Source organism: Pseudolactococcus yaeyamensis, assembly GCF_054658615.1.
Window position 1 is genome coordinate 1 of the sequence record NZ_BAAGGP010000073.1, and the last position, 14495, is coordinate 14495.

Genomic DNA, 14495 nt, shown 5'->3' on the forward strand with positions numbered 1-14495 from the left:
TTGCATGGCAACCGTAGAAACAGGGCAGTTGAGTTGAACTCCTACATGGGAGTTTAGCTCAGCTGGGAGAGCATCTGCCTTACAAGCAGAGGGTCGGGGGTTCGAACCCCTCAACTCCCATTAGGTCGTTGATCTAATGGAATTAAATAATTTGGAAGGGTAGCGAAGTGGCTAAACGCGGCGGACTGTAAATCCGCTCCTTCGGGTTCGGGGGTTCGAATCCCTCCCCTTCCATATTACCTTTACGGGCATAGTTTAAAGGTAGAACAAAGGTCTCCAAAACCTTTGGTGTGGGTTCAATTCCTGCTGCCCGTGTTTGAAATATGGCGGTCGTGGTGAAGTGGTTAACACATCAGCTTGTGGCGCTGACACTCGCGGGTTCGATTCCCGTCGACCGCCTTTCATTAGTATTATTGGGGTATAGCCAAGCGGTAAGGCAAGGGACTTTGACTCCCTCATGCGTTGGTTCGAATCCAGCTACCCCAGTTTATTGGAAGTTTCCATAATAGAATTTGCCGGCGTGGCGGAATTGGCAGACGCGCTGGACTCAAAATCCAGTGTCTTCACGGACGTGCCGGTTCGACCCCGGCCGCCGGTATAGCAGATTCATAAAGACCCTCTGAAATCAACGTTTCAGAGGGTCTTTTTCGTAAAATGATGAAGAAATGGTGTGCTTGTTTGTTGTTTGAATTGTTTTGATATTTAGTTGTTATTTTATGGAGAGTGGAGCTAAAGAGTATAGCTATACAAATTTAATATTTTTTATAAGGAATCGCGATATAGGTGATTCCTTTTGATTTAGTATAAAAAGATAAATGGCTATAAAATTACAGGTTGTATTTATTATCTTTTCAGGATAGTTATTAGTTCTGTTTCAATTTGCGATTTACTAGGGAGATTTATAGTTGAAATTAAAGATAGATTTAGGATATGTAAGCCTTTGCTAGATTTTTTTGTTATAATGAATTAAAGATAAAATACCAATGGAGAAATTTAATGAAAAAAATGACTGTGACGGAATTGTCAGAAGCATTTGGTGTGACGCGTCAAGCAATGAATAACCGTATAAAAAAACTATCAGATGAATACCTTGCAAAAAACGATCGTGGTGTTACAGTTGTCAATGAAGATGGTATTAAGCGTTTAGAAAAACACTACGGAAAAATGATTTTAGAAGATCTGACTGATAAAAATCAAGAAGGTGAAAAGAACTCAATCAATATTGATTTTGACAAAATTATTACACAGCTGATTGAAGACAAAAATACTGAAATTGCGAGATTATCAGAGCAGATTGCGATGAAAGATCATCAAATTGCTGAAAAAGACAAACAGTTGGATCAGCAACAGCAGTTGACTGCTAAAGCTTTAACTGAACGTGAGCAAACTTTGCTTGAATTGGAACAAGAAAAATCAAAAGGTTTCTTTGCAAAATTGTTTAGAAAGTAATATAGTACAGATATATTATATGATTTAAAAATGCCTGAAATCTGTTGAATTAAAAATCTGTTATAAAACAAGACTCAGCTAAAATTAGTGTTTCTTCTTGCATAAATGGCATAAAAAAGGTATGATTATAATGTAAGTTAAAAGTTTAACTTTCAGTTGTTATAGGTGTTTTACACCTAATAAAAAATTACTGAATTCCATAAGGAGGATTTCTACAAAATGGTAGTTAAAGTTGGTATTAACGGTTTCGGCCGTATTGGTCGTCTTGCACTTCGTCGTATTGAAAATGTTGAGGGTGTTGAAGTTGCACGTATCAATGATTTGACAAACCCTGCTATGCTTGCACACTTGTTGAAATACGATACAACTCAAGGTCGTTTCGACGGAACTGTTAAAGTTGAAGAAAACGGTTTTGACGTAAACGGTAAATTCATCAAAGTTTCTCAAGAAGCTGATCCTGCAAACATTGATTGGGCTGCTGATGGCGTAGAAATCGTTCTTGAAGCAACTGGTTTCTTTGCTACTAAAGAAGCTGCTGAAAAACATTTACATGCTAACGGTGCTAAAAAAGTTGTGATTACTGCACCTGGTGGATCTGATGTTAAAACAGTTGTTTTCAACACAAACCACGATATTCTTGACGGTACTGAAACAGTAATTTCTGCTGGGTCATGTACGACTAACTGTCTTGCACCTATGGCTGATGCCTTGAACAAAAACTTTGGTCTTAAAGTTGGTACAATGACAACAGTTCACGGTTTCACTGGTGACCAAATGACACTTGATGGTCCTCACCGTGGTGGAGATCTTCGTCGTGCGCGTACTGCATCAGAAAACATCGTGCCTAACTCTACTGGTGCTGCTAAAGCTATCGGTCTTGTTATCCCAGAATTGAATGGAAAACTTAAAGGTCATGCACAACGTGTTCCAGTTCCAACTGGTTCATTGACTGAGCTTGTAACTGTTCTTGACAAAAAAGTAACTGCTGAAGAAGTAAACGCTGCGATGAAAGCTGTTGCTAACGAATCTTACGGTTACAACACAGACGAAATCGTTTCATCTGATATCGTTGGTATTTCATTCGGTTCATTGTTTGATGCAACTCAAACAGAAGTGACTGAAGCTACTGACGGTACACAATTGGTTAAAACTGTATCATGGTACGACAACGAAATGTCTTACACTTCACAACTTGTTCGGACACTTGAATACTTTGCATCAATCGCTAAATAATTTTATTTAGTTGTTGGGAAAACGAGGAATGTAAATTCCCCGTTTTTTTGTACCAAGAGCAATATAATTAGATTAAGGAAGAAAAATGACGTTACCTAAATGCCCGCATTGTGGCAGTGAATTGACTTATGAATTATCTGATACAACTTTTGGTTGTTCAGAATGTGGCAATGACTTTACACAAGCTGATATTGACAATGCAAGTGATAAGTTTGTTGTTCTAGATTCAGTCGGGACTGAATTGGCAGATGGCGATGATGTGATTATCGTTCAAGATTTACCGGTGAAAGGTATGCCTAAACCCATTAAAAAAGGCACAAAAGCGAAGAATATCAGAATTAATGAAAATGGTAAAAATGGTCATTTCATTGATGCTAAGATTGAAGGATTTGGCGCAATTGGCTTGAAAGGCTCAGTCGTTAAAAAAGGTTAAAACTTGAAAGCGTGCAGAAATGGACGCTTTTTTGATATAATAGAGGTGTCCATAAGAAAAGGAGACTTTAATGAATATTTATGATACCATGAACCAACTAGAACGTGAATTCCGTGCCTTGCCTGACTATCAAGCAGTTGTGACGGCACTTGCTGCAGTTAAAGCTGATGAAACAGCGAGTGCTTTGTACGCGAAATTTATCGACATCCAAACAAAAATGCAAATGGGTCAACTTGTGGAGCCAGAACAACAAAATGAAGCACAAGCGCTTTTTGCTGAATTACAAGCGAATCCAATTATGTCAGAGTTGTTAGCTAAAGAACAGGCACTGCAAACGATTACGAGTGATTTACAAGATATCGTCTTTAAACCACTTCAGGAATTATACGGTCAATAAAAGTAGTCAGAGTGAGAAATTCAATTTCTCGCTTTTTTGTCAAAGGAGGAAGTTGTCATGAGTTTGGTTGTCTTAATTGGCGCTCAGGCTGTGGGTAAAATGACGGTTGGTCGGGAACTCGAAAAACAGATAGATGGTAAGTTACTGTATAATCATCAAACCATTGATTTATTTGCCAATTTTTTAGGCTATACACCTACAACTTTTCAGTTGTCAGATGAACTGAGAAAAAGTTTATTTCAAGCTTTTGTATATAATCTCGAAACTAATCCTGTTAAGCATTTGATTTTCACGGTTATGATTGATTTTGCATCGGTCGATGATTTGGCTTTTCTTTCTGAAATTGCTAGTATTTTTTCAGACGCTGGAGAGTCAGTCTATTTCATTGAATTGGTAGCGGATATTGCTAAACGGCGCGAACGCAATTGCCATCCAGAACGTTTAGCGGCGAAACCTTCTAAACGAGATTTGGCATTTTCGGTGCAGGATTTAGAAGACTCAGCTGTCAAATATCAGTTGGCGTCACAAGACAATCAGCTTTCAGAGCATTTCTCAGATGTCCAGACTCTAAAAATCAATAATACGAGTTTGTCACCCGAAATGACTGTCAAGCAAGTCTTACAAGTATTTCCAAGGCTAAAATGATAAAATAGAGATATGAAACTAACGGATTCAATACAATTTCTGAAAGGTGTGGGCCCGAAATCTGCCGAGCGATACAATCAGCTGGGGATTTTTACTGTGCAAGATTTATTGCTCTACTTTCCTTTTCGTTATGATGATTTCTCGTCAAAGTCTATTTTTGAATTGATGGATGGCGAAAAAACAACGATTGTTGGGCGAGTGGTGACCCCACCCAATGTCAGTTACTATGGGGCGCGCCGTAATCGCCTCACCTTTAAAATCAAACAAGATGAAGCTGTCATTTCAGTCAGCTTTTTTAATCAGCCTTATTTGCAGGATAAGGTCGAGATGGATACTGAGATAGCCATTTATGGCAAATGGGATGCCAAGAAATTAAGTCTCACAGGAATGAAAATTTTAGCGCAGGTTGACAACAGTTTTCAGCCTGTCTATCATGTCATGCAAGGCATCAAACAATCGGCTCTCGTTAATCTCTTGCAGTCTGTTTTTGAGACGGGCGTGGGGGAGTTGATTGCGGAGAATTTACCGGCTGATTTACTTCAAAAATACCGTTTGGTTGACCGCAAAACTGCAGTTCACGATATGCACTTTCCGATTGATGAAATCGTGCATCAGCAAGCCTTACGTCGCATGAAATTTGAGGAGTTGTTTTATTTCCAAATGAAATTACAGGCGCTGCGCTACAAAGAAAAGTCGCTGACACAAGGCTTAGCAATCACGTTCAACGCTGCTCAAATAGCAGACAAAATCAATCAACTGCCCTACCATTTGACAAGGGCGCAAGAGCAGTCTTTGCGCGAGATTTTGGCGGATATGGCGAGCCCTTATCACATGAATCGTTTGCTGCAGGGAGATGTGGGGAGCGGGAAGACGGCGGTGGCGAGTCTCGCCATGTATGCCGCGGTCACAGCGGGCTATCAGGCGGCGATGATGGTGCCGACGGAGATTCTAGCGCACCAACACTATGAAAGCCTCGAGACGCTCTTCCCTGAGCTGACAGTGGGCTTACTGACGAGCGGTATGAAGCTTGCGGAAAGGCGTGAGGTGCTGGCGGGTCTTGAAAATGGTCGCATTCAGATGATTACGGGGACGCATGCGCTGATACAGGAGGCGGTAGACTATCAGAATCTGGGGCTTGTGATTACGGATGAACAGCATCGTTTCGGTGTCAATCAACGAAAGGTCTTTCGTGAGAAAGGGCAAAATCCTGATGTGTTAATGATGACGGCAACGCCGATTCCGCGAACGCTTGCCATTACAGCGTTTGGGGATATGGATGTGTCAATCATAGACGAGTTACCAGCGGGGCGCCAGCCGATTACGACACGCTGGGTCAAGCATGAGCAATTAGAGCCGCAAATTTTGCCGTGGATTGCTGATGAGGTCACAAAGGGGGCGCAGGTTTATTTTATTTCGCCTTTGATTGAAGAAAGTGAAGCGTTGGACCTGAAAAATGCGACGGAGCTTTTTATGGAGTTGCAAGAATTTTTTGGTTTGACAGCAAATGTGGCATTACTCCATGGCAAGATGAAAAATACTGAAAAAGATCAGATTATGACTGATTTTAAGGCAAGAAAGTATGATGTTTTAGTCTCAACAACGGTCATTGAAGTCGGGGTCAATGTGCCCAATGCAACGATCATGGTGATTATTGATGCTGATCGCTTTGGCTTATCACAGCTCCATCAATTACGTGGGCGTGTCGGTCGTGGCGAGAAAAAATCATATACGATTTTAGTCGCCAATCCCAAGTCTGAAACGGGAAAACGTCGCATGCAAATCATGACAGAAACGCAAAATGGGTTTGTTTTGGCAGAAGAAGACCTCAAACTACGTGGCAGTGGCGAAATTTTTGGGACGCGTCAATCGGGCTTGCCAGAATTTTCAGTTGCTGACATTGTCAATGACTACAATATTTTAGAAGTTGCCAGACAAGAGGCAGTAGTGATTTTCAAAGATGCTAACTGGAGCGAAAATCCTAATTATCAGATGATTTTGACCGAGTTGGCTGATGTTGCGGGATTTGATTAGTCACTAAATAGAGGAGAAAAAGATGACAAAAGTAGTCGCCATTACGGGCGCTAGTAATGGCATGGGATTTGCAGCAGCAGAACTATTTGCGAAAAAGGGATGGATTGTCTATGGCGGTGCGCGTCGGGTTGAGAAAATTCCTGCTGACGAGCACATCCATGCCCTCAAATTAGATGTCACAGACCATACGTCCAACCAAGCTTTTATCAAGACTATTTTTCAGCAAGAAAAAAGAATTGATGTCCTGATTAACAATGCAGGTTATGGTGAGTATGGACCAGTTGAAGATATATCGCTCGACAATGCTAGACGGCAGTTCGAAACGAATTTCTTTGGTGCAGCTGACTTAACACAGCTCGTTTTGTCGATTATGCGGGCGCAAAAGTCTGGACGGATTATCAATATTTCATCGATTGGTGGGGATGTTTACATGCCATTAGGCGCTTATTATCACGCCACAAAAGCAGCGCTACAGCAATGGAGTGATTCGCTGGATATTGAAATTGCCCCATTTGGCGTGCGTGCAATCGTCATCCAACCCGGTGGCACACAGTCAGCTTGGAGCGACATTGCCATGGAACATGCTAGAGAAAATTTGAAGCCAGATTCTGTTTATACGAGCTTAGTTGACAAAGTCTCAGCCTTACTAACAGCGAATGAACACACAAGCGGTGCTAGCTCTGAGGATTTGGCACAAGTCTTTTATAAGGTTGCCACGGATACACGACCGAAACGGCGCTATTTTAATACCTTGAGTGACCGTGCCATGGTCTGGTTAGCACGTAGTTGCCCACGTGTCTTTAAAAAAGTATTTGTAACAGTTTTAAATTATTTAGGCAATCGTGCTGTGAAAAAGAACTAATGGATTAGGGAGCGGGGTTGTCATAAGATCGAAATTTAAGATTCTCTCTCTAAATTATTTGTGTAGGTATGGTATAATGAAGGCACAAGATTTTTTAGAAAGGTTGTAATATAATGAATTCTTTAGCTAGAAAAGAACAAGATGTAAAAAAAGATATAATCGTAAAACGAGGTGTTAAACTTTCAAAAGAAGATATCCAGACTGTCCTATACAATAAAATAGAGCAAGAAACAAATTTGATTATCGAAGATATTGAAGATTATAAATTAATTCAATCTGTATCTACCCAAAAAGATAAGGTAAATGTTGTCAGTTTATTTTCAGGCGCTGGTGGTCTTGATTTGGGGTTAGAATTAGCAGGGTTAGTAAGCGAGATAGGCGTAGAACAAGGGATGCTTAAGTTTCAGGATAAAGAAAAATTCAATGCTTCACGTTCTAAGAGTATATTTCATACTATCTATACAAACGACATGTTTAAAGAAGCTAATGAAACATATAAGTTGAATTTTCCTAGTCACGTCTTACAGCATCAAAAAGATATAAGAAAAGTTGCTCATTTTCCTAAATGTCAAATTATGATTGGTGGCTTTCCGTGTCCAGGATTTTCTGAGGCAGGACCAAGATTATTGGATGATCCTAGAAATTTTTTATATATTCATTTTATTCGAGCTCTTATGCAAACTAAGCCTAATTTTTTTGTAGCAGAAAATGTAAAAGGTATGATGACGTTAGGTCGTGGGGAGGTATTGAAACAGATTGTTCAAGATTTTTCTTCCGCTGGTTATACAGTAACGCCGTATTTGGTAAATGCACGTGATTATGGTGTCCCACAATCACGTGAACGAGTATTTTTGATTGGTGTTAAAAAAGAAATTGAGCAAAAATTTGGTTTTGAATATATTTTACCGAAAGCAACTCATGGAAATGGATTAGGTCAAAAACCTTTTGTTACATTGAAAGATGCAATTGGTGATTTAGAAAAAAATCCGGGGCGGTATTTTGAAGGCTCTTATTCTACGATATATATGTCTAGAAATAGAAAAAAGTCTTGGCAAGACCAAAGTTTTACGATACAGGCTTCAGGTCGACAAGCACCACAACATCCTGGTGGCGAGCCGATGGAATATATAGAAAAAAATCGGTGGAAATTTCAGGGAGATAGAAATAGACGCTTATCAATTTCGGAAATTGCAAGAATTCAAACATTTCCAGATTGGTTTGAATTTAGTGAGGGATTTAATGAAAAATTATCAGAAAGTGGAAAAATTGATAAGGTCTATAAACAAATAGGCAATGCTGTACCAGTGTTGCTTGCACGAGCTATACTTCAACCGATTGCTGATTTTATGCATCAAAAATTAAAAGAAAGCGAGAAAAATGATGTCTAAGAATATACTTGATGCTGTTATGAATATAGTAAAATCAAACACATATAATTTACAAATTGCTCAGATTAGATCTAACAGAGCTAATTCTATGAGCGATGCTTTAGAGAAGTATGTTATTGATAGCTTTGCTGATTCTATAAACGAAAATGATGAAAATATCCGCAATATAAAAGTAAGCAAAGCATTTTCATATTTAGGAAATGATAGTAATCCACCAGATGCAATGTTGCATGGTGGAGCTGCGATTGAAACTAAAAAAATTCAATCACGTTTGTCACAACTTCAATTGAATAGTTCGTACCCTAAATCAAAATTGTATAAAGATGATTCTAGAATCACTTCAAAAGCTATTGCTGCCGAGGAATGGATTGAAAAGGATTTTATCTATGCGATTGGATTTGTTAAAGAAAAGCAGTTAAAAGAATTAGCACTGATTGATGCCTCTGTATATTGTGCGGACACTGAAACATATACAGGTGTATTTGAAGCTGTAAAAGATGGGATAGATTCTATTACTAATGTTGATTTTTCTCCTACAAAAGAATTGGGTAGAGTAAATCGGATAGACCCTTTAGGAATCACTAATTTAAGAATTAGAGGAATGTGGTTGTTAGAGAACCCATTTAAAGTCTTTGACCATATTTATTCACCAAACGAAAAAAGTGTTTTCAATTTATTTGCTTTAATTTCAGATGAACATTTTGATGATTTTAAAAATAGTAAAGAATTATTGAGTTTAGTTGAATTAAATAATAGTTTAAAAATTAAAGATGAGAAAGTGAAAAATCCGAATAATCCTGCACAGTTGATTAATTGTAAGAAAATTACATTTTATGTGTAGTGATTTAAATTAAACTTCATGGAAATTTAGCTATATTTTGTGTAATTTAGATTAATGTGAAATCGCTAAATTATATAATTTATTACAATTCAAGAAATTTTGAAGGAGCTAAGCCCATACTTGCTTTAATATAATTATCACAGAAAAATAAAAGTTGTGCCGACTTTATAATCGAGCACAACTTTTTATTTTCCTAAACAGAATTGGCTAAACAACTGTGTGATTAACTCATCAGGTGCAGCATCCCCTGTAATTTCTCCTAGAATCTCCCAAGTCCGTGTCATATCGACTTGCACTAAATCAACAGGCATCCCTGCGTCGAGTCCGTCATTTACTGCCTTCAAAGCTTCAAGCGCTTGCTCGATTAGGGCAATGTGACGAGAGTTGGATAAATAAGTCGCATCTTGCTCGATTATACCAGCATTTTCAAAGAAAAGCGCGTTGATTTTTGTTTCGATTTTGTCAATGTTGGTGTCTTCAAGAACGGAAATTTTGATGATATCGTCAGGCAAGTCAGCCGTGTCGATATTTTCAGGTAAATCTGTCTTATTGAGTAAGATGATGCGGTTACTGTCCTCGCTGAGTGCTAATAACTGACGGTCTTGGTCAGTCAGGGCTTCATTAGCATTCAAGACGAGTAGGACAAGGTCTGCTTCTTCAAGCGCCTTGTGTGAGCGTTCAACACCGATACGCTCCACGATATCATCTGTATCACGAATCCCAGCTGTATCAATAAGTTTCAAAGGCACACCATTGATATTGACATATTCTTCAATAACATCTCGCGTTGTGCCTGCGATGTCTGTAACGATGGCTTTTTCTTCACGCAAGAGGTGATTTAATAGACTTGATTTACCAACGTTTGGTCGACCGATGATAGCTGTTGACAGGCCTTCACGGAGTATTTTGCCCCGTTTAGCCGTTTTCAGTAAATTTTCGAGTAGCGTTTGAAAGGCTGCTGTTTTTTCACTCAGCATTCTTGTCGTTATTTCTTCGACATCATCATACTCTGGATAGTCGATATTAACTTCGACTTGTGCCAGCGTTTCGAGAATTTCTTGCCGTGTCTTGTTGATGAGGTTTGATAGGCTACCGTCGAGCTGTTTAACAGCGATAGTCATCGCCTGATCTGTTTTAGCACGGATAATATCCATGACAGCTTCGGCTTGCGACAAGTCCATGCGACCATTCAAAAAAGCGCGCTTAGTAAATTCACCGGGTTCTGCCATTCTAGCACCATTGCGGAGCAAGAGTTGGAGGATTTCATTCATGACGGCAATGCCACCATGCGTGTTAATTTCGACGACATCTTCGCGCGTGAAAGTTTTGGGTGCTTTCATGACACCGACCATGACCTCATCGATGACGCGAGTGTTTTCGGTGATATGACCATAGTTGAGCGTGTGGCTGTCGCAATTAGCTAGAGATTTCCCCGTAAAAACCTTATCAGCAATGGCAATGGCATCACTACCTGAGAGCCGAACGATGCCGATAGCCCCTTCACCAAGTGGTGTTGAGATGGCTGCGATTGTATCAAATTCTTTTGTGATCATGTTGTTCCTATTTCTATTTTGAGGCTAAATAAGGTCTGGTTTTATCAAAAGCCATTTCATATTCTTTTATTTTGGTAATTTTTCCGTTATCTGAAAAAGTGACTTGTGATAGTCCTTCAAAAACACTAGCCTTGTTTTGATAAACATAACGAAAACGCCAGTTGAAAAAGTCGGTATTTTTGAGACTATCTTCAAATTTAGCGAGAATCTCCCAATTCACAACCTGGTTTTCAGTAGGCGCTGTCCAATGCTGGAACCATTTTTGTGCTTCAGTTTTACCGATATAAGTGGCACCGTAGCATTCGGTGATGATGACATTATCGGTCAGGCAAGCTAGAAACTGGGGTAAGTCCTTATTTTCCCAGCTCTCTGTGTATTGCGCAAATAGCGCATCATGTTGGCTAGTCATACCCTTATTTTAACGCAAAATCAGGAAAACAGCAATTGTGGGTGTTTGAGATAAAAAAACGCTACTTTATAATAAAGTAGTACTTGCTTTACATCAAGTACTAACATTCATTAGCTAGGAAAAATTATGACAGTCAAAAGGACAGAGAAATCTAACTCAGAAACTTCTAAAAATGGTAATCGGATACCGATTATAATCGACGGTGTCAGTTATGAAAGTATTGCAGATGCTTCAAGAAGATTGGGCGTTACACGCGCAACGATTGAAAGGTATATTAGAGACGGTAAAAAGAAACCGTTAAGCGGGATGCAAAAAGTTGTGATTGCAGTTATAAGTGTTATCATTTTGGCAATCGTCGTCACGATTATGATTATTTTTTTGAATACTCAATCTAGAACATCGGATCGTCAAGCAACTGGATTTGAGAAAGCAAGTGTGTCTAGTAGCAAAAAAGATGGCTCTGCTAATAGCGATAGTATTTATGACCAGATAACAAAAGGCGATCTATCCTCTTTTGAGGGGCAATATTCTAATGATGCGCTCGAAAAAGCGATAGCAGATTCAGGTTTTACACTCTATACTTATCGACCAGAGGACTATTATCAAAACAACACAACAGTGTTCCCTAGCATTAAAAAAAATGCCAAAACAAATGATGAATGGACATATTGGAGTGGCTCAATGCATGCTCAATATAAGTTAGACCCTGATAAATTACCTCAAAAGAAAAATGATTATTATGAAGTTTATTTTGTTGGGGCTAATGGTGCTGCGGGTGTGGGTCAGAAAATGTCACTGATTTTGGTGCCACCGAAGATGAAAGCACCAGATGGCACAACAAGTGATGAACGACGTATTTTTTACGGAACGACTGATAAGGCAAGTTATAGACAATACCATGATGATTGGTGGAAAAATATAGCTGAGCCTGCTGAACCGACATCTTATAGTGTTGATGACATTTTAGTCAAAAATTTACCATTAAAATATGATGGTTGGAAAATGAAACAGATGGGTGGTATTCTCAAAATTACTGATGAAGACCGTCTGAAGAAAGGGAGATTACTAGAAAATATTCGACGGGATGATGATAAAAGATGGATGTATTATGTTGAAGTTGACAAACTATATATTCGCTCAAAACCTGATAAAAACTCTGAAATAGTTGGGCACGTCATAAAAGGCGATGTGCTATATGGTTATGTAGGAAACGGAGAAGATGGTAGTCTCTGGTTGTTAGTCAACATTGTATCAGAAAACCAAAAAGGCTATATTTGTATGGTTAATGCTGAAAACAAAGAGAGCTATCTAAGTACTTTTTTGGGTCAACTAGAATAAGGAGACAAAATATGGACAATTTAGGCGCAGATATGCTAACAGTTGGTGTGTTATGGTTTATCATCGTGATAGGCATTTGGATTTTGAACTTACTGTTTATCATGTGGATTGGGTCACTCGTCATCAAAAATGGTATCCAAAAAAGCGGTATTATTGAGGCGATTGATAGTTTGACTAACGTTATCGAGAGCAAATAAAAAAAGCCAAACAGGCTTTTTTCATTTAATCCAAAATATGCGCGCCAATCCCAATCAAACCTGGTCCGGTGTGAACAACAAGGGCGGGAGAAATTTGACCATATAAGACGTCTATGGCTTGTGGAATCGCTGCTTTAAGCGCTTCAACTAAAATTAAAGCTTCTTTAGCTGCATTTCCGTGAGCAACAAATAAACGAACCTTTTGGTGATTACCGACAAATGCTTTGACTAATTTGACTGATTTTTCAAGGCTTTTTTTACGACCACGTGATTTGGCAACCGTGTAGTAAATGCCGTCATCATTACAAGAAATAATCGGATTGAGGTTGAGCATATTGCCGACAATAGAGCTGACGAGGCCAATACGCCCCCCTTTTTGGAGGTATTCAAGTGTTGCAACGCTGAAGAAGATTTTACTATTTTTAACTTCGTTAGCAAGAACCTTAGTAATCGCGTCAAAACTTGAACCAGAGGCAATTAATTCGGCTGCGCGAATGGCATGGACACCTGCCCCAATCCCGATGTTTTTTGTATCAAACATGAAGGTTTCAAGCATTGGAAAATCTTGCGCCACCAATCTGACAGAGTTAAAAGTTCCTGATAAGCCGCTTGAAATGGTAATCGCTAATACTTTTTCATAACCATCAGCCACGATTTGTTCAAAGATTTTTTGGATATAGGCACCTTCTGGTAAAGAAGTTTTAGGGATTTCGATAGGCAATCTATCGTAGATTTCTTCAGCAGTGATATCTAGTTTATCTGTATACTCAGCATCTTTATAGATAATTTTGAGAGGAATAACATAGAAGTTATCGGCTTGTGCAATTGTTTCAGGCACATCACAACCAGAGTCGACAAGAATTGCAATTTTTTCAGATGTCATTTGAAATCTCCTTATTTTCCATAATACTTAAACCTTCAGCAAGTTCAATGTTTTTTTGAGCGAGTAATTTGGCGGCAAGTGAAGATGTTGCTGCGGTCACGATAAAATATTCTGGTGAAATTTGTTTTGAAAATAAGCCAGGTGTGCTGACACCTTGCACCTGTTTGCCAACAACATTTAAAGATTCTTCTAGTGCGTGACAAAAGATGTTATAGGCCTCATGTGTCCCGCTCACGCGTCCTTGGTAGACGATGCCTGTTTTAATTTCAGGAATGGTCAAGACTTGTTTAAGTAAGGTAATGGCAATGAGGAAAGCCAAGTGGACCCGGGAGTATTTTTTCTTAACAGGTGCAGGAATGAGTTCCAATTTCACATAGTTATTAACCATGGATTTAGTAAGGAGTGCTTGCTCTTGCTTGGGTAAGATTGGCGTCAAATACTTGCCTACCAAGCTGATGACCTGATCCATATATAGCTCGATATCAGGTAATTCTTCCCAGCGGGGTAAGGTAGCGGTCTCGCTCTCTTTTCCCCAGTTAATGAGTGATTCAGACATAATAATGTTTCTTCCTATGTACTTCATTTTTGGTGACATCTAGTTTTAGATACTAGATATAGTTTACTATAGAATCAGTATAATGTAAATGCTAGAAATCGCTAACGTAAAAATGCGAAATAAGAGAGAAAAACGTCGGATATTTTGTTATAATCCCGAGTTTGACAGTTAAAAATCAGAAAAACACTATTCCGCCTTGTGATATAAGGAGTTAGAGCGTTTTGTTCTCAATTATTTTTGTTGTATACACACCCCTCTTGCGAATTGTCTCAGCTCCTCT

Annotated in this window: 15 protein-coding genes and 6 tRNA genes; 17 read left to right on the forward strand and 4 right to left on the reverse strand. The window is 39.0% G+C overall.

The window, feature by feature from the left end:
- Window positions 1-47 precede the first annotated feature (47 nt).
- The 15 genes from ACYQ21_RS11985 to ACYQ21_RS12055 all read left to right on the forward strand — a co-directional run bounded on the left by ACYQ21_RS11985 (window position 48) and on the right by ACYQ21_RS12055 (window position 9279).
- Window positions 48-120: transfer RNA gene (locus ACYQ21_RS11985), tRNA-Val, on the forward strand.
- 33 nt (window positions 121-153) lie between these two features.
- Window positions 154-234, forward strand: a tRNA-Tyr gene (locus ACYQ21_RS11990).
- Window positions 235-244: 10 nt separating this feature from the next.
- Window positions 245-315 (forward strand) — tRNA-Trp (locus ACYQ21_RS11995).
- 11 nt (window positions 316-326) lie between these two features.
- A tRNA-His gene (locus ACYQ21_RS12000) sits at window positions 327-399 on the forward strand.
- A gap of 15 nt (window positions 400-414) precedes the next feature.
- A tRNA-Gln gene (locus tag ACYQ21_RS12005) sits at window positions 415-486 on the forward strand.
- 28 nt (window positions 487-514) lie between these two features.
- Window positions 515-598, forward strand: a tRNA-Leu gene (locus ACYQ21_RS12010).
- 398 nt (window positions 599-996) lie between these two features.
- Window positions 997-1449 (forward strand): DUF536 domain-containing protein, encoded by a 453-nt coding sequence (locus tag ACYQ21_RS12015; protein WP_460058650.1) that lies wholly within the window; start codon window positions 997-999, stop codon window positions 1447-1449.
- A gap of 219 nt (window positions 1450-1668) precedes the next feature.
- Window positions 1669-2682: a type I glyceraldehyde-3-phosphate dehydrogenase gene (gene gap, locus ACYQ21_RS12020; RefSeq protein ID WP_460058651.1), complete on the forward strand. Its 1014-nt coding sequence runs from the start codon at window positions 1669-1671 to the stop codon at window positions 2680-2682.
- Window positions 2683-2767: 85 nt separating this feature from the next.
- Entirely contained in the window at window positions 2768-3115 is a 348-nt protein-coding gene (locus tag ACYQ21_RS12025) for a zinc ribbon domain-containing protein YjdM (protein WP_460058652.1), read from the forward strand.
- Between the two features lie 70 nt (window positions 3116-3185).
- On the forward strand, window positions 3186-3512 hold the full coding sequence (locus ACYQ21_RS12030; protein ID WP_460058653.1) for a YlbF family regulator: 327 nt from the start codon (window positions 3186-3188) through the stop codon (window positions 3510-3512).
- A 57-nt stretch (window positions 3513-3569) separates the two neighbouring features.
- The gene (locus ACYQ21_RS12035; RefSeq protein ID WP_460058654.1) at window positions 3570-4157 is read left to right on the forward strand and encodes a DEAD/DEAH box helicase family protein; all 588 of its coding nucleotides are present in this window, start codon (window positions 3570-3572) and stop codon (window positions 4155-4157) included.
- Between the two features lie 12 nt (window positions 4158-4169).
- The gene (recG, locus tag ACYQ21_RS12040; RefSeq protein ID WP_460058655.1) at window positions 4170-6188 is read left to right on the forward strand and encodes an ATP-dependent DNA helicase RecG; all 2019 of its coding nucleotides are present in this window, start codon (window positions 4170-4172) and stop codon (window positions 6186-6188) included.
- A 22-nt stretch (window positions 6189-6210) separates the two neighbouring features.
- Window positions 6211-7050 (forward strand): SDR family NAD(P)-dependent oxidoreductase, encoded by an 840-nt coding sequence (locus tag ACYQ21_RS12045; RefSeq protein WP_460058656.1) that lies wholly within the window; start codon window positions 6211-6213, stop codon window positions 7048-7050.
- 113 nt (window positions 7051-7163) lie between these two features.
- A complete protein-coding gene (locus ACYQ21_RS12050; RefSeq protein WP_460058657.1) occupies window positions 7164-8438 on the forward strand; it encodes a DNA cytosine methyltransferase in 1275 nt (424 codons plus the stop codon).
- Complete coding sequence (locus ACYQ21_RS12055) at window positions 8431-9279, forward strand: NgoPII family restriction endonuclease (protein ID WP_460058658.1); 849 nt, start codon at window positions 8431-8433, stop codon at window positions 9277-9279. Before ACYQ21_RS12050 ends, ACYQ21_RS12055 begins: the two co-directional genes overlap by 8 nt.
- A gap of 185 nt (window positions 9280-9464) precedes the next feature.
- Here the strand turns inward: ACYQ21_RS12055 and mnmE are convergent, their stop codons facing one another.
- Together mnmE and ACYQ21_RS12065 are read right to left on the reverse strand one after the other, a co-directional pair.
- Window positions 9465-10832, reverse strand: coding sequence for a tRNA uridine-5-carboxymethylaminomethyl(34) synthesis GTPase MnmE (gene mnmE, locus ACYQ21_RS12060; RefSeq protein WP_460058659.1), 1368 nt, complete (start codon window positions 10830-10832; stop codon window positions 9465-9467).
- Between the two features lie 13 nt (window positions 10833-10845).
- Window positions 10846-11241 carry a nuclear transport factor 2 family protein gene (locus ACYQ21_RS12065; RefSeq protein WP_460058660.1) on the reverse strand — a complete coding sequence of 132 codons (396 nt, stop codon included), beginning with the start codon at window positions 11239-11241 and terminating at the stop codon, window positions 10846-10848.
- 126 nt (window positions 11242-11367) lie between these two features.
- Between ACYQ21_RS12065 and ACYQ21_RS12070 the strand changes: the two genes are divergently transcribed.
- The gene (locus ACYQ21_RS12070) at window positions 11368-12579 is read left to right on the forward strand and encodes a hypothetical protein (protein WP_460058661.1); all 1212 of its coding nucleotides are present in this window, start codon (window positions 11368-11370) and stop codon (window positions 12577-12579) included.
- 11 nt (window positions 12580-12590) lie between these two features.
- Entirely contained in the window at window positions 12591-12776 is a 186-nt protein-coding gene (locus ACYQ21_RS12075; RefSeq protein WP_460058662.1) for a hypothetical protein, read from the forward strand.
- A 25-nt stretch (window positions 12777-12801) separates the two neighbouring features.
- Here the strand turns inward: ACYQ21_RS12075 and ACYQ21_RS12080 are convergent, their stop codons facing one another.
- Both ACYQ21_RS12080 and ACYQ21_RS12085 read right to left on the reverse strand, forming a co-directional pair.
- Entirely contained in the window at window positions 12802-13659 is an 858-nt protein-coding gene (locus ACYQ21_RS12080) for a DegV family protein (RefSeq protein ID WP_460058663.1), read from the reverse strand.
- Window positions 13649-14215, reverse strand: a complete 567-nt coding sequence (locus ACYQ21_RS12085) for a DUF1836 domain-containing protein (RefSeq protein WP_460058664.1) — start codon at window positions 14213-14215, stop codon at window positions 13649-13651. Before ACYQ21_RS12085 ends, ACYQ21_RS12080 begins: the two co-directional genes overlap by 11 nt.
- Window positions 14216-14495: the final 280 nt, after the last annotated feature.